The 20,486-nt window shown below is 63.3% G+C and carries 18 protein-coding genes; 4 read left to right on the top strand and 14 right to left on the bottom strand.

Annotated features, from left to right (window positions below; all coding sequences use genetic code 11):
• Positions 1 to 23: 23 nt before the first annotated feature.
• From ACODSK_RS11235 to ACODSK_RS11195, 9 genes are all read right to left on the bottom strand, one after another.
• The gene (locus ACODSK_RS11235; RefSeq protein ID WP_489016004.1) at positions 24 to 629 is read right to left on the bottom strand and encodes an START domain-containing protein; all 606 of its coding nucleotides are present in this window, start codon (positions 627 to 629) and stop codon (positions 24 to 26) included.
• A gap of 34 nt (positions 630 to 663) precedes the next feature.
• On the bottom strand, positions 664 to 918 hold the full coding sequence (locus ACODSK_RS11230) for a YkgJ family cysteine cluster protein (protein ID WP_489016002.1): 255 nt from the start codon (positions 916 to 918) through the stop codon (positions 664 to 666).
• A gap of 119 nt (positions 919 to 1,037) precedes the next feature.
• Positions 1,038 to 1,538 (bottom strand): translation initiation factor 2, encoded by a 501-nt coding sequence (locus ACODSK_RS11225; protein ID WP_489016015.1) that lies wholly within the window; start codon positions 1,536 to 1,538, stop codon positions 1,038 to 1,040.
• Positions 1,539 to 1,607: 69 nt separating this feature from the next.
• The gene (locus ACODSK_RS11220) at positions 1,608 to 3,053 is read right to left on the bottom strand and encodes an aminotransferase-like domain-containing protein (RefSeq protein WP_064301828.1); all 1,446 of its coding nucleotides are present in this window, start codon (positions 3,051 to 3,053) and stop codon (positions 1,608 to 1,610) included.
• A gap of 262 nt (positions 3,054 to 3,315) precedes the next feature.
• Complete coding sequence (locus ACODSK_RS11215; RefSeq protein WP_489016001.1) at positions 3,316 to 4,125, bottom strand: OmpA family protein; 810 nt, start codon at positions 4,123 to 4,125, stop codon at positions 3,316 to 3,318.
• Positions 4,122 to 4,475 (bottom strand): DUF4398 domain-containing protein, encoded by a 354-nt coding sequence (locus ACODSK_RS11210; RefSeq protein WP_489015999.1) that lies wholly within the window; start codon positions 4,473 to 4,475, stop codon positions 4,122 to 4,124. Before ACODSK_RS11210 ends, ACODSK_RS11215 begins: the two co-directional genes overlap by 4 nt.
• A 9-nt stretch (positions 4,476 to 4,484) precedes the next feature.
• Positions 4,485 to 5,309, bottom strand: a complete 825-nt coding sequence (locus ACODSK_RS11205; protein ID WP_489015997.1) for a substrate-binding periplasmic protein — start codon at positions 5,307 to 5,309, stop codon at positions 4,485 to 4,487.
• Positions 5,310 to 5,430: 121 nt separating this feature from the next.
• Positions 5,431 to 6,360 (bottom strand): electron transfer flavoprotein subunit alpha/FixB family protein, encoded by a 930-nt coding sequence (locus ACODSK_RS11200; RefSeq protein ID WP_489015995.1) that lies wholly within the window; start codon positions 6,358 to 6,360, stop codon positions 5,431 to 5,433.
• Entirely contained in the window at positions 6,361 to 7,110 is a 750-nt protein-coding gene (locus ACODSK_RS11195) for an electron transfer flavoprotein subunit beta/FixA family protein (protein WP_489015993.1), read from the bottom strand. It abuts the gene before it with no gap.
• 539 nt (positions 7,111 to 7,649) lie between these two features.
• On the opposite strand from ACODSK_RS11195, the gene ACODSK_RS11190 reads away from it, so the two are divergent.
• Positions 7,650 to 9,314, top strand: coding sequence for an electron transfer flavoprotein-ubiquinone oxidoreductase (locus ACODSK_RS11190; RefSeq protein WP_489015991.1), 1,665 nt, complete (start codon positions 7,650 to 7,652; stop codon positions 9,312 to 9,314).
• Between the two features lie 62 nt (positions 9,315 to 9,376).
• On the opposite strand, the gene ACODSK_RS11185 is transcribed toward ACODSK_RS11190, so the two are convergent.
• Together ACODSK_RS11185 and ACODSK_RS11180 are read right to left on the bottom strand one after the other, a co-directional pair.
• A complete protein-coding gene (locus ACODSK_RS11185) occupies positions 9,377 to 10,687 on the bottom strand; it encodes an MFS transporter (RefSeq protein WP_489015989.1) in 1,311 nt (436 codons plus the stop codon).
• 91 nt (positions 10,688 to 10,778) lie between these two features.
• Positions 10,779 to 11,264, bottom strand: a complete 486-nt coding sequence (locus tag ACODSK_RS11180) for a histidine kinase (protein WP_489015987.1) — start codon at positions 11,262 to 11,264, stop codon at positions 10,779 to 10,781.
• Between the two features lie 356 nt (positions 11,265 to 11,620).
• Between ACODSK_RS11180 and ACODSK_RS11175 the strand changes: the two genes are divergently transcribed.
• From ACODSK_RS11175 to ACODSK_RS11165, 3 genes are read left to right on the top strand one after another with little or no spacing between them, the layout of a single operon-like run.
• Positions 11,621 to 12,793 carry an efflux RND transporter periplasmic adaptor subunit gene (locus tag ACODSK_RS11175; RefSeq protein ID WP_489015985.1) on the top strand — a complete coding sequence of 391 codons (1,173 nt, stop codon included), beginning with the start codon at positions 11,621 to 11,623 and terminating at the stop codon, positions 12,791 to 12,793.
• Positions 12,794 to 14,758, top strand: coding sequence for a MacB family efflux pump subunit (locus tag ACODSK_RS11170; RefSeq protein WP_489015984.1), 1,965 nt, complete (start codon positions 12,794 to 12,796; stop codon positions 14,756 to 14,758).
• A gap of 3 nt (positions 14,759 to 14,761) precedes the next feature.
• Positions 14,762 to 16,162 carry an efflux transporter outer membrane subunit gene (locus ACODSK_RS11165; RefSeq protein ID WP_489015982.1) on the top strand — a complete coding sequence of 467 codons (1,401 nt, stop codon included), beginning with the start codon at positions 14,762 to 14,764 and terminating at the stop codon, positions 16,160 to 16,162.
• Between the two features lie 353 nt (positions 16,163 to 16,515).
• On the opposite strand, the gene pvdP is transcribed toward ACODSK_RS11165, so the two are convergent.
• From pvdP to ACODSK_RS11150, 3 genes are all read right to left on the bottom strand, one after another.
• Positions 16,516 to 18,135, bottom strand: a complete 1,620-nt coding sequence (gene pvdP, locus ACODSK_RS11160) for a pyoverdine maturation tyrosinase PvdP (protein ID WP_489015980.1) — start codon at positions 18,133 to 18,135, stop codon at positions 16,516 to 16,518.
• Between the two features lie 204 nt (positions 18,136 to 18,339).
• Complete coding sequence (locus ACODSK_RS11155) at positions 18,340 to 19,662, bottom strand: ATP-binding protein (protein WP_489015979.1); 1,323 nt, start codon at positions 19,660 to 19,662, stop codon at positions 18,340 to 18,342.
• Positions 19,659 to 20,342 (bottom strand): response regulator, encoded by a 684-nt coding sequence (locus tag ACODSK_RS11150; RefSeq protein ID WP_489015977.1) that lies wholly within the window; start codon positions 20,340 to 20,342, stop codon positions 19,659 to 19,661. Before ACODSK_RS11150 ends, ACODSK_RS11155 begins: the two co-directional genes overlap by 4 nt.
• Between the last annotated feature and the right edge of the window lie 144 nt (positions 20,343 to 20,486).

Here is a 20,486-nt window from a genome sequence, read left to right as displayed (position 1 = left end):
GACCACTTAGAAACTGTTATGTCTTATTTGGCTGCTTCAGCTCTTTCCTTCAGCGCTTTCAAGGTATTGAACGGCGCTTCGACGACGAATTTGTTCGACAACCAGGACGGCACGCTACCGCCAGGATCAGTGTGCAACTGGTAGGTCACTTCGGTGGCATCACCCTTGGACACCAGCTTCCAGAAACCAGTGGCCGCCGCCACCCGCACAAAGCCCTTTTCTTCCGGCTGATAGGTCGGTGCAGCCTCGATCTTGCGGGTCACGCTGCCATCAGCACCTTGCTCGGTGGTGATATGCAGCACCGAATCACGTGCAGTCACTGGCCAGGGAGTATTGAACTGGGCGTAAGTCCAGGTCTGGTCGCCCTCATGCTTGAGCAGCTTCTGCTGCTTGCACTCATGAATCCAGGCACAGGAACCGGCAACGTCCTCCTGCAACCGGGTGATGGTCGCCAGCGGCGCCTTGATCAGGGTGACCCCGCGATAAGCCTTGTACTTGGAACCGGCTACATCGCTGAGGGACACCTGGATACCCTGCTCATCCTTGACCACTTGCCATTGCTCGGCAAAGGCCATGCTCGACAAGGCAGTCAAACCCACGATTACTGCTACACGCTTGAACGATCTCATCCGCTTGTTTTCCTTATTGTCGAAGATCCAGCTTTCAGGCCGCAGTCATTTGCTCCCACCAGCCGATGATCCTGATCGCCTCGTCACGATCGCTGCCACACACCTCGATATCCGCCTTGAAACCGGAACAGACCGCCGGACGCTCCGGCTTGCCGAACAGATTGCACATATTGGCCACGGAGAGATGAATGCAACGCTCGCCAGCCGGCTTGCCTTCAGGCATGCCGGGAATGGACGAGCTGATTGATGGCGCTATGCAACAGGCGCCGCAGCCTTCTCGGCATTTCATGAATCAGAACCTCGGGAACGCAAATGGTGCGGATGAAAGGATAGTAACGACTAAAACAAGCGTTTGAAATTCCGGCAAGATGAAATATCGCTGACCGACCGGTTCTCGTTTTCGAGCGCTTACTGCTTGAATTCGAAATCGATGGCGGCGCCTTCGATTTCCTGCTGGCGACTGTCGTTGCGCAGTTGCAGCTGCATTTCGTTGCTGAGCAGGCGCCCGTTGAGCTGGAAAGGACTCTGGGCTTCCGGCTTCTCCCCGAACATCGCCGGAAGCAGCGGCTTGCGCACCTCCGCCTCGATCTGTTCCACCGGCTTCATTTCCTTGACCATATCCGGCGGAAGGCTCAAGTCGAGCCTGGCCTTGGGCAGTGGCGCAGCAATAGCGTCGGATTTCTTGCGCGCGGCGGTCTTTTTGACCTTGACCGGCTTCTTGGCAGCAGCGGCTGGCTTGGCCTTGGCCGGCTGCTGTTTCTTGGCAACAGCGCTATTGGCCTTCTGTACCTGCGGCTTGGCCTCGGCCAGCAACACGGAGGTTGCCAGTGGATCAGCCAGCGCCGGGCCGGCCACAGGCAATGCAAACAACCCTGCCAACACCAGTCCGACACAACGCAAAAGAGTCATAGGCAACGACAGACCACCAGGGGAAAGTGCCTATGCTCCCCGTTCCAGACACGCATGACAAGGTGCAGATTACAGATAGCCAGCACTCGCCGTTTCCTGGCACAGCTGACTGGCCAGCATCCCCAGGGTCATGAGCGCCCTCTCCGCCTCGCGATTCCAGGGGATGCCGCAGTTGAGGCGAATGCAGTGGTTGAACTGCTCGGTGTTACTGAAGATCAGCCCCGGCGCGATACTGATCCCTTGCTGCAGGGCCCGCACGTGCAGTTCCTGGGTATTGACCCTTCCCGGCAAACTGACCCAGAGAATGAACCCGCCCGTTGGCCGGGTCATCTGCGTACCTTCGGGGAAGTACTGCTGCACGGCCAGTTGATAGGCACTGAGATTCTTGCGGTACTCCTGGCGAATGAAGCGCAGATGGCGGTCATAGCCGCCATTTTCCAGGTAGGCGGCCACCCCCATCTGCGTCACGCTGCACGCGGAATGGGTGCTGAAGGTCTGCAAACGCTGGATTTCCTGCTGATAATTGCCAGCGATCATCCAGCCGATGCGTACACCCGGCGACAGGGTCTTGGAAAAGCTAGAACAGTAGATGACCCGCCCCAGTCGATCGAACGCCTTGAGCGACTTGGTCTTGCCCTGCTCGAACATCAGCTCGCCGTAGATGTCGTCTTCGATGATCTGGATATTGAAATCCGAGGACAGGCGCAACAGTTGCTTCTGTCGCTCCTCCGGAATGGTCCCGCCCAAGGGATTGCTCAGCCGTGCCGTGAGCACCAGGGCCTTGATCGACCATTGGTTGGCTGCCAGTTGCAGGGCCTCAAGACTGATCCCGGTGGAGGGGTCGCTAGGGATCTCGATTACTTTCAAGCCCAGCAAATCTGCCAGTTGCAGCAAGCCGTAATAGGTCGGGGACTCTGCAGCGATCAAGTCACCCGGCCGGGTCAGCACCCGCAAGGACATTTGCAAGGCATCGACGCAACCGTGGGTGACCACCACTTCTGAAGGGTCGACCACCACCCCGGCATCACGCATGCGGATGGCGATCTGCCGACGCAGCGGCTCGAAGCCCGGGCTGAACATATAGCTGAAGGCCCGCGGACTCTGGAAACGAGTGACCTTGGCCAATTGCTGATGCAGCGCTCGCACTGGCAGGTAATCCACATGAGGGACCGCCGCGCCAAGAGGGAAAACGCCATCACGGCGCGCTTCGGTCAGCACTTGCTGGATGATACTGGCCCGGGTGACCAGACCAGGCCGCTCGACCCTGGCGATATCCGGTGTCGACGCCGTCAGCGCGGGGGTCTGGTGCACGTAGTAGCCAGATTGCGGCCGGGCACGGATCAGCCCCTGGTCTTCGAGATTGGCATAAGCCTGCAGCACCGTGGCATGGCTCACATTCAACTGCGAACTCATCTTGCGCACGGACGGTACACGCTCACCCGGCTGATAAACGCCACGACGGATATCCTCGGCGAGCTGCTGGGCGATACGCTGGTAGAGCAACAGGTTGGTCATGGATCCTTCTCTCGACACGCCGGCAATCCAGTGATGGTGATCAAAGCCACGGAGAATACCGTAACAGTTGCCAAGTGTACTGGGACAGATTGCAGATCAGACGACGATACAGTTGTGTGACGGCGAAGCAAAGCTTCCTTTGGATATAAAAACGGCAAGCGGCCCATCATTTTCTACAGGCCACTGGTGCAGTCGTCGATTATCCCCATGAAAAAACCCGGGATCTTTCGATCACCGGGTTCCAGTCACGACAAGTGGCAACTCAGCGCTCGGCGCCCAGCCTGCCCTTTTCATCGGAGAAGACAATCTCGACCCGCCGGTTCTGCGCCCGGCCCCGCTCGGAGGCATTGGCCTCGACCGGATACTGGTCGCCATAGCCGATCACCTTGGTCCGCTTCTCGTCGATACCCAGATCCACCAGCATATCGGCCACCGACTGCGCACGATCGCGGGACAACTTGAGGTTGTCGTCCGGATTGCCGGTGCTATCGGTATAACCCTCGATGCGCACCACACGCTTGGGGTTGAGTTGGAGGAACTGGACCAGCTTCAGCACGGTGCGGCTGGCGGAACTCTTCAGGTCCGCCTCGCCGGTGTCGAACAGCACGTCACCCAGGGTCATGACCAGCCCACGATCGGTATCGGTGGTGGCAAGGCTGATGATCTGCTCTTCCAGCCACTTGCCCTGCTGCTGCACGCTGGACAGCTTGGCCTCGCGCAAGGCCAGTTGCAGGCGCTGGCGCTCCAGTTCCAGCTTGGCCTGACGCTCCTGGGTGAGAACCAGATTGCTGTGCTCACGAGCGATTTCACTGTAGCGCTGGCTCAGATAGGCGTAGTGGCGCACGTCGCTACCAGTCCCCCAATAGGTGGCCAGACGCTCGGCCTTGGCCAGCGACTCGCCGGCACGAATGACATCCCGTGGCGCGCTGCGCAGCACATTGGAATCATCCTTGACCGACTGGAAAGCACTGCTTGCCTGATCCAGAGCGACCTCGCTGCGCTCGCTGGCGCAGCCCTGCAATCCGAGAACACCGACGATGGCCAGCAATGCCAGAGGCTTGATCGAACTCACTGCTGTTCCCCCAGTTGCTTGCGAAGACGGTCTACCCGGGACTGCAGCAGCGTCAGTTGCTCCTGGCTTTTCAGGGTCAGCACCTTGGCCTCGGCCAGGCGCGCATCCAGCTCGGACTGCTCGGCACGCATCCGAGCATCGCGGAACGATTCGCCGAGCATGTTCGAACGAGCCCGCTCCAGCTTGTCTTCAGCCAGCTTGAGCTCGGCAACATCGTCAGTAGCACCTACTGCCTTGGCTTGCTCCACAGCCTGTTCGGACAGGCGCATCTGCTCCAGGGGAGCTGGATCACTGGCGCAACCGGCCAGGGCCAGCGCTGCCAGGGCAACGAATAGCGGTTGAATTCTCACACGGTCTTCCTACTGTTTTGGGGCATCGAGTGGCGCCTGCAACTGCGCCTGCCAGCGCTCGACATTGCGTTGCACCACCGCCTGGACTACGCCAGAAGCCGGCAATTCTGTCAGTTTTTTCGCCAACTGTCCGCGTAACCAGGCGTCGTTGCAGGCGGAATTGTGCGATAGCGCCAAAAACAACCCCGGATGATCGAGCGCCTGACCGCGAGGCACCAGGTCATTGCCCATACCCAACCCCTGGACCATGGCCATCCCGGCATAGCGCCCGGCGAGGACATAATCCACCTGCCCAAGCAGCAGCTTCTGCATGGCCTGGGTCAGGTTGGGAACCTGGGTCAGCTTCAATTCGGCCTTGCTGAATGCGGCAAACTCCGGGGTCAGCCGGGCTTTCTCGGAGATAGCGCCCTGATGCTTGTGCAGATCGGCGAGGTTGTCGTACACCAGCGTGGAGTCATGCCGGGTCCAGACCACGTACTCGTTCTGCAGCACGGACGGATGAATGTAGTCCATGGAAGTCAGCTCGCTGACGGCCAGCGGCGCATCCACCAGCAAGTCCATGCGACCGCTGCGCACCTCAGCCTGGGCCTCGCTGCGCTTGCCGGAATACAGCACCTCGATCTTCAGGCCCAGCTCACCGGCGACCTGTTTGAGCAGATCGACGTTGGCCCCCATCAGGTGCCGCGGATCCTGCGGATCACGCCACGAGTAAGGCGGTGCATCCGGGCTTCCCGTCGCCACCAGGCGTTCGCATTTGCCGGCCGCCATCGCCAACGACGGCAGGCAGGCCAGCCCAAGTGCCGCCAGGATTCCCTTTCGTGCAAACCGCACCATCACACGCCCCTTCTTCGACCTGCGGAAATCAAAAAGCCCGGTTGCCCGGGCTGTGTCGCAGTGGATAACCACCGAGCGCACGCCCCGGACAACCGGGCCCTTTATAAGTGAAGCGACTGGATTAAACCAGCTTCTCCAGCTCGGGAACGGCTTCGAACAGATCCGCCACCAGGCCGTAGTCGGCCACCTGGAAGATCGGCGCTTCTTCGTCCTTGTTGATCGCGACGATGACTTTCGAGTCCTTCATGCCGGCCAGGTGCTGGATCGCGCCGGAGATACCGACGGCGATGTACAGCTGTGGCGCAACGATCTTGCCGGTCTGGCCGACCTGCATGTCGTTCGGCACGAAGCCTGCGTCGACTGCGGCGCGGGAAGCGCCGACTGCCGCGCCGAGCTTGTCAGCCAGAGCGTACAGATGCTTGAAGTTGTCACCGTTCTGCATGCCGCGGCCGCCGGAAACGACGATCTTGGCTGCAGTCAGTTCAGGGCGGTCGGACTTGGCCAGTTCTTCGCCAACGAAAGACGACTTGCCAGCGTCGTGCACAGCGCCGACCACTTCAACGGCAGCCGAACCACCTTCGGCAGCAACGGCATCGAAGCCGGTGGCGCGAACGGTGATGACCTTGACCGCAGCGCTCGATTGCACGGTGGCAATGGCGTTGCCAGCGTAGATCGGACGCTTGAAGGTATCGGCCGATTCAACCGAGATGATCTCGGAGATCTGGTCGACGTCGAGCAGCGCGGCAACGCGCGGCAGGACGTTCTTGCCATTGGAGGTGGCAGGTGCCAGCACGTGGCTGTAGCCCTTGCCCAGCTCGGCGACCAGCGGCGCGACGTTCTCTGGCAGGAAGTTGGCGTAGGCAGCGTTGTCGGCTACCAGGACCTTGGCCACGCCTGCGATTTTCGCAGCGGCTTCGGCAACGCCACCAACGTTCTGGCCAGCGACCAGGACGTGGATGTCGCCACCGATCTTGGCGGCAGCGGCAACGGTGTTCAGGGTAGCGGGTGCAACGGCACCGTTTTCGTGTTCAGCGATAACCAGGATAGTCATTTAGATTACCTTCGCCTCGTTCTTCAGTTTCTCGACCAGTTCAGCAACCGACTTGACCTTGATGCCCGCGCTGCGTGCAGCTGGAGCTTCGACTTTCAGGGTCTTGTTGGTCGAGGCGGTGGAAACGCCCAGCGCGTCCGGAGTGACGGTCTCCAGCGGCTTTTTCTTGGCCTTCATGATGTTCGGCAGCGACGCGTAGCGTGGCTCGTTCAGGCGCAGGTCGGTGGTGACGATCGCCGGCAGGTTCAGGGCAACAGTCTGCAGGCCGCCGTCGATTTCACGGGTGACGTTGACCTTGTCGCCAGCGATTTCGACTTTCGACGCGAAGGTGCCCTGGCCGAAACCGGTCAGTGCAGCCAGCATCTGGCCGGTCTGGTTGTTGTCGCTGTCGATGGCTTGCTTGCCGAGGATGACCAGCTGAGGCTGCTCCTTGTCGACAACGGCCTTGAGCAGCTTGGCCACGGCCAGGGAGGTCAGCTCATCGGCGGACTCCACCAGCACGGCGCGGTCGGCGCCCAGAGCCAGAGCGGTACGCAGTTGTTCCTGGGCAGTGGCAGGACCGACGGTAACGACGACGATCTCGCTGGCCACGCCTTTCTCTTTCAGGCGTACGGCTTCTTCGACGGCGATCTCGCAGAAGGGGTTCATGGACATTTTGACGTTGGCGAGGTCGACGCCGGAGTTGTCCGCCTTGACGCGAACCTTGACGTTGTAGTCGACCACTCGTTTGACAGCTACAAGAACCTTCATGGATTCCTCGTTACTCTCCGGTGAAAAGAATGTCGCCTGGGCCGGACCCGGCGATTGCGTGGGTACAAGGGCACCTCTAAAAACGATTGCAGCGGGACAAAATTAGACTGACTGGCCAGTCTCGTTTCGACCCTTCATCGCAAAACCCGTGAGTCATTTTTTGTGGTGACGTGTAAACTTCACTACAAACCCCGGATTGGCGTAACTGCCCTGCTTTCTGCCAGGTCTTTAGGGGTGCTCCTGCATCCGACGGTCAGCCTACGGCGAGCGTAAAACCGCCCGTATCTTGACCGTAACGCCCAATCCGGTCAATACGGCAAAACCGCCAGCTTCAAGCCGCGCCACTTTGATTTTACTGGGCTGCGGCAAATTCAAACAAACGTTTGTATTGGACCGCGCAAGTGGTGTAGTTATAATGCGCGGCCAAGAGAAAGCGGTGTAGTACGTCATCCCCCGAAGCTACAGAATCGCCCCCTTCGAAGTGACCGCCTAACACCCACTACAAAGAAAAACCGAGAGCCTTGAGTAGGAGAGAACCTGTGGAACGCGAATACATGGAATTCGACGTGGTCGTCGTCGGCGCAGGCCCGGCGGGCCTGTCCGCCGCCTGCCGACTGAAGCAGAAGGCCGCCGAAGCCGGTAGCGAAATCAGCGTCTGCGTGGTCGAGAAAGGTTCCGAGGTCGGCGCGCACATCCTCTCCGGCGCGGTGTTCGAACCCCGTGCCCTGAACGAACTGTTCCCCGACTGGAAGGAACTCGGCGCACCGCTCAACACCGAGGTCAAGCGCGACGACATCTACGTCCTGAAAAATGGCGAAAGCGCGACCAAGGTCCCCGACCTGTTCGTGCCCAAGACCATGCACAACCAGGGCAACTACATCATCTCCCTCGGCAACCTGTGCCGCTGGCTGGCCCAGCAGGCCGAGAACCTTGGCGTCGAGATCTACCCGGGCTTCGCCGCCCAGGAAGTGCTGTTCGACGACAACGGCGTGGTCCGCGGCATCATCACCGGCGACATGGGTGTGGATCGTGAAGGCCAGCCGAAGGACGGCATGTACACCCCCGGCATGGAACTGCGCGGCAAGTACACCCTGTTCGCCGAAGGCTGCCGCGGCCACCTGGGCAAGCAGCTGATCAAGCGCTTCAACCTCGACAGCGATGCCGACGCCCAGCACTACGGCATCGGCCTCAAGGAAATCTGGGAAATCGACCCGGCCAAGCACGAGCAAGGCCTGGTGGTGCACACCGCCGGCTGGCCGCTGGACGTGACCAGCAAGGAAAACACCGGTGGTTCCTTCCTCTATCACCTGGAAAACAACCAGGTGGTGGTCGGCCTGATCGTCGACCTGTCCTACAGCAACCCGTTCCTCTCGCCATTCGACGAATTCCAGCGCCTCAAGCACCACCCGGTGATGAAGCAGTACCTCGAAGGCGGCAAGCGCATCAGCTACGGCGCCCGAGCCATCTGCAAGGGCGGCCTGAACTCGCTGCCGAAGATGGTCTTCAACGGCGGCGCCCTGATCGGCTGCGACCTCGGCACCCTGAACTTCTCCAAGATCAAGGGCAGCCACACCGCGATGAAGTCCGGCATGCTCGCCGCCGACGCCGTGGCCGACGCGCTGATCGCCGGTAGCGAGGGTGGCGACGCACTCAATACCTACGTCGACGCCTTCAAGGCCAGCTGGCTGTACGAAGAACTGTTCGCCAGCCGCAACTTCGGCCCGGCCCTGCACAAGTTCGGCCCACTGCTCGGCGGCGCGTTCAACTACGTCGACCAGAACTGGTTCGGCGGCAAGCTGCCGTTCACCCTGCACGACACAAAGCCGGACTACGCCTGCCTCAAGCTGGCCGCCGACTCGAAAAAGATCGACTACCCGAAACCGGACGGCAAGCTCAGCTTCGACAAACTGAGCTCGGTGTTCCTCTCCAGCACCAACCATGAAGAAGAGCAGCCCTGCCACCTCAAGCTGGCCGACGCCGGCATCCCGATCGGCACCAACCTGCCGCTGTACGACGAACCGGCGCAGCGCTACTGCCCGGCTGGCGTATACGAGGTGATCGCCCAGGAAGACGGCAGCAAGCGCTTCCAGATCAACGCGCAGAACTGCGTGCACTGCAAGACCTGCGACATCAAGGATCCATCGCAGAACATCACCTGGGTTACCCCTGAAGGTGCGGGCGGACCGACCTACCCGAACATGTAAGTCACCGGCCACGAAAAAGCCCCTCCACCGCAAGGTGAGAGGGGCTTTTCATTGCATCGGGCTCAGCTATTGGCCAACGCCAGATCCTCTTCCGCACTCAACTGCTCACGCCCACTGAAATACAGGGCCGTCAGCACACCAACCAGCCCCATCACTGCACAGAACCCCACGCACACCCACGGACTCCAGGGCATCAGCGCGATCAGCAGCAATGGTGTGGTACTCGCCCACAGCGCATAGGCGACGTTGTAGGTAAAGGAAATCCCCGACACCCGGATCCGCGCCGGAAACAGCCCGACCATCACCGACGGCACCACCCCCACCACACCGCACGCCAGGCCGGCCAGGGCGTAAGCCGTGCCGACAGTGTCCCAGCCGGCGACCAGGCTGCCGTACAGCGCACCAATCCCCAGCGGAAGCAAAAGCGAATACAGGACCAACGCACGCCAGGCCCCGATGCGGTCCACCAGCATCCCGGCCAGCACGCAGCCGATATTAAGGAAGACGATGCCGATGCTGCTCAAGGCGAAGGTGTGCCCGGCAGTCATGCCGAAACGTTGCTGCATCACGGTCGGGGTGATCACCACCAGCACCACCACGGCCGAGGTCAGCACGCAGGTCAGCAATGCCGCCGGCACCAGAGCCCGGCGATGCTCGCGCAAGACTGCACGCAAGGGGAACTCCACCGGCTTGTCGTTGCGCTGGCGCTCCAGGGCAAGAAAGATCGGGGTTTCGCTGAGCCAGCGCCGTAGCCACACTCCGATCACCCCGAACACGCCGCCAAGCAGGAACGGATAGCGCCAGGCGTGATCGAGGATTTCCTGGGGAGTAAAGAGCTGCGCCAGCAGGGTGGCGGTCAGGGCGCCGAGCAGGTAACCGAAGGTCAGCCCGGCCTGGAGAAAGCCCAAGGCATAGCCGCGTCGCCCGACCGGTGCATGCTCGGCGACGAAGGTCCAGGCACTCGGCACCTCGCCGCCCACCGCAGCCCCCTGCAGAATGCGCAGCGCCAGCAGGATCAGCGGCGCCGCATAACCGATCTCGGCATAGGTCGGCATTACACCGATCAGCAGACAGGGCAAGGCCATCATCAGGATGCTCAGGCTGAACACCTTCTTGCGCCCCAGATGATCGGCGAAATGGGCCATGAGGATGCCGCCCAACGGCCGTGCCAGGTAGCCGGTGACGAAGATCCCGAAGCTCTGCAGCAGACGCAGCCACTCGGGCATTTCCGGCGGGAAGAACAACTGACTCAGGGTCAGGGCAAAAAACACGAAGATGATGAAATCGTAGATCTCCAGCGCACCGCCCAGGGCCGCCAGGCCAAGGGTCTTGTGGTCGCCGCGCGAAAGCCGCGTCGAGTCGTTGGCAGTCATAGGGATTTCCGCAGGAATGAACGGGGCCGCGCACCAGGCGGGCCGCAACGAGGGGCAGAGCATATCAAAAATGCGCCGGGAAGCAGGCGCCTCAGGAGGGACGGGAGAACACCGTCTGGCCCATGTTCTGCCAGCGCTTCGCCGGCCCGCGCACGCCCGGCTTGCCGGTTGGCCGGGGCAACTGGCCGATCACCCGCGGTGTATCCACCAACGCCATGAACGCCTGCAGGGTTTCGTCATCGGGCACCTTGGGCAGGCTGATGCTCACCGCCTGGCGCTGTCCCGGCGGCGGCACCGGTATCTTCAGGTGTTGCGACTCGTACAACAGCGCGTGCTGGATCTGCACATTGACCCGGCAGAAGCGCTCCAGGTCCACGCCCGCATGGCTGGCCAGGTCGATATTGCCGATCAGCAGGTTGAAGGGCAGCAAGGCGTTCTGCACCAGATGCTGGAGATCGTCGAAGGACTGCACCGGAGCGATGCGGAAGTAGCCCATGCCGTTGAGCATTTTCTCCAGTTGCAATAGCTGCATCGGATGCGCGTCGGCGAGGAGGATTCGCAGGGATTTGTCGGGCATCGTCGTTGACCAAGGGCAGTGGTTAAAGGGAACAATCCTTGGTCGACGTACCGCGCGAAGCGGCGTTCCGTGGGTGCTTTCATTGATAGTTGACGGGAAACCGGCGGAAATCAAGGAAGCGTCAATATATTGTTGAAGTAGCCGATTCGCTGGTTGCTCCGAAACAGACGATTATATCGGCCAACAGTAAATGGTTCTCACATGCACTTACCCCTTTCAGCCTAGTATTGCCCGCCCTCGCCCGCCACGGCTCCCATCGTCTGCGGGTAAATCGGGGCGCAAGCCCTTCGTTTATCTGGGAGTCTCCCGTACCGCCCACGCGCGGCACGGGCCGAACCCATTGGCTGGAACCCCGCATGAGACGTCCGACTTTCAAACGCCGCCTGCTGCTCTGCGCCCTCGGCCTGGCCAGCCTCGGCGCCCTGGTGGCCTGGAAAACCCTGCCGGGCCATGACCCGCAGAGCACGGTCGCGGTCACCCGCGGCAATATCGAAAGCAGCGTGACCGCCCTCGGCACCCTGCAACCGCGCCGCTATGTGGATGTCGGCGCCCAGGCTTCCGGGCAGATCCGCAAGCTGCATGTCGAACCCGGCGACCAGGTCAAGGAAGGTCAACTGCTGGTGGAAATCGATCCTTCGACCCAGCAGGCCAAGCTCGATGCCGGCCGCTATTCCATCGACAACCTCAAGGCGCAACTGGCCGAACAGCAGGCCCAGTACAAGCTCGCCGAGCAACAGTACAAGCGCCAGCAGAGCCTGGCCGCCGGCGGCGCCACCCGCGAGGAAGACGTGCAGACCGCCCAGGCCCAGCTCAAGGTGACCCAGGCGCGGATCGACATGTACCGCGCGCAGATCCTCCAGGCCCAGGCCAGCCTGCGCAGCGACGAAGCCGAGCTGGGCTACACGCGGATCTACGCACCGATGTCCGGCACCGTGGTCGCGGTGGATGCCCGCGAAGGCCAGACCCTCAACGCCCAGCAGCAGACGCCGCTGATCCTGCGCATTGCCAGGCTGTCGCCGATGACCGTCTGGGCCCAGGTCTCGGAAGCCGACATCGGTCACGTCAAGCCGGGCATGCAGGCCTACTTCACCACCCTGGCCGGCGGCAAGCGCCGCTGGGTCAGCACGGTGCGGCAGATCCTGCCGATCCCGCCCAAGCCCCTCGACCCTTCGATGCAGAGCAGCGGCGGCTCGTCCAGCGGCGGTAGCAGCAGCGGCGGCAAGGTGGTGCTCTACACCGTGCTGCTGGATGTGGATAACCCGGACAACAGCCTGATGGCGGAAATGACCGCCCAGGTATTCTTCGTCGCCAGCCAGGCCAGCGACGTGCTGACCGCACCGCTGGCCGCCCTCGAAGAGGACGGCGGCAAGGCCGACCAACGCCTGGCCCAGGTGGTCGATCGCGACGGCAAGGTGCAGGTGCGCCACGTCCGCACCGGCATCAGCGACCGCCTGCGGGTACAGATCCTCGACGGCCTGGCCGAAGGCGAGCACCTGCTGATCGGCGCCCCCGTCGCCAGCGGAGGTTGAATGAGCACACCGCTGATCGAACTGCGCGATATCCGCAAATCCTACGGCGGCATCGACACGCCGAAAGTCGAAGTGGTGCGCGGCGTCGACCTGGCCATCCACCCGGGCGAGTTCGTCGCCATCGTCGGTGCCTCGGGCTCCGGCAAGTCGACGTTGATGAATATCCTCGGCTGCCTCGACCGTCCCACCAGCGGCCAGTACCTGTTCGCCGGCAAGGATGTCGCCGAACTGGACAGCGACGAGCTCGCCTGGCTGCGCCGCGAAGCCTTCGGTTTCGTGTTCCAGGGCTATCACTTGATCGCCTCCGGCTCGGCCCAGGAAAACGTCGAGATGCCCGCCATCTACGCCGGCACCCCGGCCGATGAGCGCCATGCCCGCGCCGCTGCCCTGCTGGAGCGCCTGGGCCTGGCTGGACGCACCGGCAACCGCCCGCACCAGCTCTCCGGCGGTCAGCAGCAGCGGGTTTCGATTGCCCGGGCGCTGATGAACGGCGGCCATATCATCCTCGCCGACGAACCCACCGGCGCCCTCGACAGCCAGAGCGGTGCCGAGGTCATGGCGCTGCTCGACGAACTGGCCAGCCAGGGCCATGTGATCATCCTCATCACCCACGACCGCGAAGTCGCCGCCCGCGCCCAGCGGGTCATCGAGATCCGCGACGGCCTGGTAATCAGCGACTCGATCAACCAGCAGCAAGAGCGCCAACCCGCCAAGGCCGGCCCCCGGGCCGAAGAACTGCGCCAGCACCTGGACCGCGGCGCAACCCAGACCGGCGCCTGGAAAGGCGAGTTGCTCGAAGCCCTGCAAGCGGCCTGGCGGGTCATGTGGATCAACCGCTTCCGCACCGCCCTGACCCTGCTCGGCATTGTCATCGGGGTCGCCTCGGTGGTGGTCATGCTCGCCGTCGGCGAAGGCAGCAAGCGCCAGGTAGTGGCGCAGATGGCCGCGTTCGGCTCGAACATCCTTTACCTCAACGCCAAGTCAGCCAGCCTTCACGAGCCGCCAGGGCGGGTCACCCTCGACGATGTCGAAGCCCTCTCCGGGCTGCCCCAGGTGAAAAAGATCATGCCGGTGATCGGCAGCGAACTGACCGTGCGCTACGGCAATGCCAGCCACAAGTTCTACGTCGGCGGCAACAACACCGAATTCCCGGCGATCTTCAACTGGCCGGTGGTCGAGGGCAGTTTCTTCACCGAAGCCGACGAACGCAACGCTGCCGCCGTGGCGGTGATCGGACCGAAGGTCAAGGAAAAGCTGTTCGCCGAACGCAACCCCATCGGTGAATACATCCTGATCGGCAACGTGCCCTTTCAGGTCCTCGGTATCCTCGTCGCCAAGGGCGCCAGCTCCGGCGACAGCGATAGCGACGGGCGCATCGTCGTGCCCTACTCCGCAGCGTCGGTGCGCCTGTTCGGCAGCCTCGATCCGGAATACGTGACCATCGCCGCCGTCGACTCGACCCGGGTCAAGGAAACCGAAGTCGCCATCGACCACCTGATGCGCAAGCTGCACCACGGCAAGCAGGACTACGAACTGACCAACTTCGCCGCATTGATCCAGGCCGAAGCCCGCACGCAGAACACCCTGTCGCTGATGCTCGGGGCGATCGCGGCGATTTCCCTGCTGGTGGGCGGTATCGGGGTGATGAACATCATGCTGATGACGGTCCGCGAACGCACCCGCGAGATCGGTATCCGCATGGCCACCGGCGCACGCCAGCGCGACATCCTGCGCCAGTTCCTCACCGAGGCGGTGCTGCTGTCGATGGTCGGCGGGGTGACCGGAATCATCCTCGCCGCGCTGATCGGTGGCGGACTGATGCTCGCCGATATCGCCGTGGCCTTCTCTCTCGGTGCCGTGCTCGGCGCCTTTACCTGCGCCGTGATGACCGGCGTGGTGTTCGGCTTCATGCCGGCCCGCAAAGCAGCCCGGCTCGATCCGGTCAAAGCCCTGACAAGCGAATAAGCGATGAACTCCAGCCGTCTCAGCCTTCTGTCCCTTTGCGTGCTGCTCGCTGCCTGCGCCAGCCAGACTCCCGAGAGCACCCTGCCCGCCGCTCCGGCGCAATGGCAAGGCCAGCCAGCCTCCCCGGCGGCGATCGCCGACGGTCCGTGGTGGCAGGCCTTCGCCAGCCCACAACTGGACCTCTTGATCGAACAGGCGCGGAACAACAGTTTCGACCTGGCCGCAGCCATGGCCCGGGTCCGCCAGGCCCAGGCCAGCGCGGTGATCGCCGGCGCGCCCCTGCTGCCGGAAGTGAAGTTCGGCCTCGACGCCAGCCGCCAGCGCCTGTTGCACGGCAATGGCTACAACGGCATCGATGCCAGCAGCAGCGAACGCACCTACACCTCCTACGGTTCTGCCCTCAGCGCCAGCTACGAGGTGGACTTCTGGGGCGGCAAGGCCGCCGCCCGCGACAGTGCCCTGCACAGCCTCGACGCCAGCCGCTTCGATCGCCAGACAGTGGAACTGACCCTGTTCAGTGGCGTCGCCAGCAGCTACCTGCAAAGCCTGGCCCTGGTCGAACAACTGGAGATTGCCCGGCTCAACCTGACCAACGCCCGGGATGTCCTCAAGCTGGTCCAGACCCGACATGACGCCGGCTCGGCCACCGCCCTGGAGCTAGCCCAGCAGCGCAGCCTGGTGGCGGCGCAGGAGCGCCAGGTGCCGTTGCTGGAGCAGCAGTTGCAGGACACCCGCATTACCCTGGCGACCTTGCTCGGCGAACCGGTGCAGCAATTGCCGGCCAGTGGTGAACACTTCGAATCCATTCATTGGCCGGAGATCGGTACCGGCGTGCCCAGCGACCTGCTCGGCAGACGGCCGGATATCGCCGCCGCCGAAGCGCGCATGGCCGCGGCGCAGGCCAATGTTCAGGTGGCGCGGGCCGCGATGCTGCCGAGCCTGACCCTGGGTACCACCTTTGGTTCTGGCGCCCAGATATTCGACCAGATACTGCGCAGCCCCTACTACAGCCTGACCGCCGGGCTGGCGGCGCCGATCTTCAACAATGGCCGGCTCAAGGCCGAGCGCGACAAGGCCAGCGCCGAGCAGGAGGAGTTGCTGGAGCTGTATCGCGGCAGCATCGTGGCGGCGTTCGGTGATGTGGAAAAGGCACTGAACGGGATCGGTGGCGTGGACCGCCAACGTCAGTGGCAGGACGAGGAAGTGCGCCAGGCGCGCACGGCATTCGAGCTGGCGGAAAGTCGCTATCGGGCCGGGGCGGAAACCTTGCTCACCGTGCTGGAGACCCAGCGCACCCTGTACCAGGCGCAGGATCAGCAGGTGCAGCTAAGGCTGGCGCGGGTGCAGGGTAGCGTGGCGTTGTACAAGGCGTTGGGTGGTGGCTGGCAGGTGGTTTCCCGGTGAGGCTCCTGGCCTCATCGCTGCATGGGCATCTACACATCTCAACCAAGCGCAACACGCCACCCCCTGTGGGAGCGGCTGTTAGCCGCGATTGGGCGCGAAGCGGCCATAAAACCGGTGCCCTCGGTGTGTCAGGCAGATCTGGGACTTAGGTTTTACGACGGCTTTGCGGCCAATCGCGGCTAACAGCCGCTCCCACAAGGTCCGTGTTGTACCTGATAGAGATGTGTAGATACCCATGCTCATCGCTGGCAAGCCAGCTCCCACAGGGACCGCGTCGATCACGGATACGGTGGCTGGCCCAAAACCCTGTGGGAGTCGGCCGGGCGGCGATCCGCTTGCCGACGATGAGGCCCTCAGACAATCCCTTTCATCGATAGATGCCGCGCATACCACGGCCGCTGCGGCACCCGCTTGAACAGCGGTTCCAGCAGATCGTCCTTGGTAAAGACGATGCGCAAGGCCAGCTTCATGGTCTCGATATCCATCTCCACCGACTTGCCCGGGAACATCCCCGGCGTGGTGCTGCAACCATGGGTGTCCGGTCCCAGCCAGGGATCTTCCACCTCGTTCCAGCGCCCCGGGGCGAACCAGTCCACGCCATTGACCTGCAAGCGCGTCACCTGCCCGGGATTGTGCCGTTCGTGGGCGCGGTACCAGTCGTCGATGCGATCGTCGATCCAGCCATGGAAGCCCCAGAACACCGGGTTCACATGGGACGAGAACGGGTCGCCGAGAAAGTCGTTTTCCGGCTCGTACCAGCGAGCGGCGAAGTCCGAGGGATCGCGGGCGAAAGGCACCGGCGCGCCATTGGACGGGTCACGCGGCACCGAGGCCCAGCACATGTGCAACCAGTCGTGCAGGTTCATCTCCAGTTCCGAACCCAACTCGCCGAGGGTCATCTTCGACAGGTAATGCGGATCCTGGTACTGGGATTCCCACACCTGGAAGTTGGAGCAGAAGGTCTCCTGCGCCTTGATCGCCGCGACCCACTGGGTGTAATCGCTGTCACCCGGAGCCCACCAGGTCGGCGGCACGCTGTAGCCGTCGTGGTTGTCGAAGTAGCGGGCGAAACCGTGGCGGTCGTATTCCACGTTCGGCTGCGGCAGGGGGAAATGCGCCCAGGACTTGAGCGGCTGGATCTTGCGGGCGGCGTTGAGCATATGCCGGTGCATGAACAGGAAGTCCACGCCCGAGCCATTGCGGTGCTTCTTCGGCCCTCGGGCATCGCGCTCCTTGTCCCGCGGCCCTGGCTGCCAGCCAAGCCCGCGCAAGGCGCCATGGCGCTCTGCGGAAAGGCGGTGCCATTTGTCCCGGGTCGCATGCCAGAGCTGGTGGAACAGACGGTGCTCGGCGCTGATCAGCCAGGCGTGCATTTCCGGGGTATAGGCTATGCGTTCACGGGCCTCGGGGAACGTGCGCTTGACCGCGACGAAATGGCTGTCCTGCAACGGCAGGGCCATGGAACGATCGAGGCGCTGCATGCGCCCGCTAAGGGTGCCGCTGCCGGCATTGCCGAACTCGCCCCAGACTTCGTCGAGGGTGGCGATGCATTCGAAGCCCGGTCCGCCCTGGTTGCTCAGCAGGCGCCAGCGCACCTCGGCGGTGGAGGCGCCAACCAGGTCGCCAAGCACGCGGTAGGCCGCCGGGCCGGGTTGTTCGAGGTTGTCCGGGGTACCCAGCACACCACGCAGGCCACGGCCCTTGGCGGCGATATCGAGGTAGAGCAACACACCATCGCGAGGCAGGTCCGGCAGGCCGCCGTCGGCGCCAGTGAAGCGGATATCCCAGACGCCACGCAGCTGGTTGCCCAGTTGCTGGCCGGCGATATCGGCCAGTTCGACGCTGGCTTCGCCGGGGGTAACGATGTCGTCCTCAGGGTCGTGGGTCAGCTTCTGATGGGCGTAATACACCGCCGGCACTGCCGCACCCGTCACCGCCAGACCTGCCAGGAACCCTCGCCGCGATATCGTCATTCCCCACCCGTGTCAGCCATGGAAACTGCTTATGTCCAAGCTAGAACGTTGGGTTGGCTGAAAAATTTAGGCAGGAGAATCGAATAGAGGTGGCATCACAAAACCCTGTGGGAGCTGGCTTGCCAGCGATTGCTGCGGTGAATTCACCATCGCTATCGCTGGCAAGCCAGCTCCCACAAGGGCCAATTCCACTGGATCACTTGCTCAGGCAGAGGCCTTCAACGGCATCCGCAACAACACCCGCAAGCCATCGCTGCGGCTGTCGAAATTCAGCGAACAGGCGCAGCGCTGGACGATCGCCTGGACGATCGCCAACCCCAGCCCGCTGCCTTCGCTGTGGCCATTGCGCCAGAAGCGCTGGGTCAGGTGCTGCAGGTCCTGCTCGGGAATGCCCGGGCCATGGTCGCGGACCAGGAAGCCGACCGCCTCGCCCTCCACCTGCACTTCCAGCTCCACCGGCGCCTCGCCACTGCTGTGACGCAAGGCGTTGTCCAGCAGGTTGCGCAAGGCCGCGACCGCCAGCGCACCGGGCATGTCCAGCAGCGCCCTGGCTGCCGGAGGCGGAGCATTGAGGACAATGCGACGGTTGTCGCCGGTGTCCTGGATCGCCTGCCGCGCCACCTGGTCGGCGCTGCACTGCACACCGTCGTCGAACGACAGGCTGCCCTCGACCCGCGCCAGCAACAACAACTGCTCCAGGGTCCGATGCAGGCGATCGGCGCCCTCCTCGGCATGGGCCAGTGCCTGTTCACGCACCAGGCCATCGGTCATTCGCGCCACCTGCAGGTGGGTCTTGATCGCGGTCAGCGGGCTGCGCAGTTCGTGGGCGGCATCGCCGGTCAGGCGTCGCTCGCGTTCGATGGTCTGGCCAATACGCAGGAACAGCTGGTTCTGGGTATCCAGCAGCGGTTGCAGCTCGCTGGGCACGGTCTTGATCTGCAACGGCTCCACCGAGTCCGGGCTGCGCCGGCGCAGGGCCTCACGCATCCAGTTCAGCGGCGCCAGGCCCTTGCCGATGCCGATCCACAGCAGACCGAGACTGCCGAGCAAGGCCACCAGCACCGGAGCCGACGCAGCCAGCAGGATCGAGCGATTGAGCGCCTCGCGCTCCAGATGGCGGTCGGCGGTGGTGATGCGGATATCGCCGTGGGCGAAGGTAAAGGTGCGCCAGCGGGCGCCGTCGATCATCTGGTCGTGGAAGCCGCCCTGGCCATCTTCCAGATGCTGGTCGGCGTGCTGATGGCTACGCGCGAGGATCTCGCCGCGCAGGGAGGTGACCTGGCAGGCCATGCCGTCAGGCACGCTCAGTTGGTCGGCGCTCAGGCGGGTCCCTTCGCCCTGGCTGGTCAGCGGCTGCGGCAACTGGTCGATCAGGCCGGCGACCATCCGCGCCGACGCCACCAGGCGCTGGTCCAGGGAAAACATCATCTGCTGGCGCAGGTCGCGCAGCATCCAGGCAGCGGCCAGGGCCCAGATCAGCACGAAGGCCGTGCCGAGGATCAGGCTCAGACGCAGACGCAGGCTCACGACCGGGCCTCAGCGGACGACTGCGCCGGACCGAGGCGATAGCCCAGGCCGCGGACGGTCTCGACGATGCCGTTGCCGAGCTTGCGCCGCAGGTGATGGATATGCACGTTGAGGGCGTTGCTTTCGACTTCGTCGCTGAAGCCGTAGACGCTGTCCTTGAGCTGCTCGCTGGAGAGCACCCGGCCGGGGTTGTTGAGCAGGGCCTGGAGCAGCGCCTGCTCGCGCCGCGACAGGTCCACCGGCTGCCCGCCCAGACTGACTTCGCAGTTGCTCGGATCGAAGCTCAGCGGGCCATGCTCGATGATGTTGACGCAGCGCCCGGCACTGCGCCGCACCAGGGTGTGCAGGCGCGCGGCCAGTTCGCGCAGGTCGAAGGGTTTGAGCAGGTAATCGTCGGCGCCGGCCTGCAGGCCGTCGACCCGGTCGGTTACCGCGTCGCGAGCGGTGAGGATCAGCACCGGCAGGCTATGGCCTTGCTGGCGCAGGCGCTGGAGCAACTTGAGACCATCTTCGTCGGGCAGCCCGAGGTCGAGCACCATCACATCGAAATGCGCGGCCTGGAGCATGGCCCGTGCCGCGCTGGCGTTGGCCACGCGGTCCACGTTCAGGGCCTGGGCGCTCAGGCCGGCTATGATGCCGCTGGCGATCAGGTCGTCGTCTTCACAGAGCAGTACATGCATGGGCTGGATTCGGTCATTGACGAGGAAAACCTGCATTGGGCCAGTGCAGGATTAACCGGGGATTATGCCCTGCCCCGCAGACCGCGTCGCCTGCCGGCCGACGGCTTAACCCTGGGTTAATCCAGCGGCGGCAGCCTTGGCCGC

Source organism: Pseudomonas sp. FG98, assembly GCF_057808595.1.
This window is presented reverse-complemented; position numbering and strand designations above follow the sequence as displayed.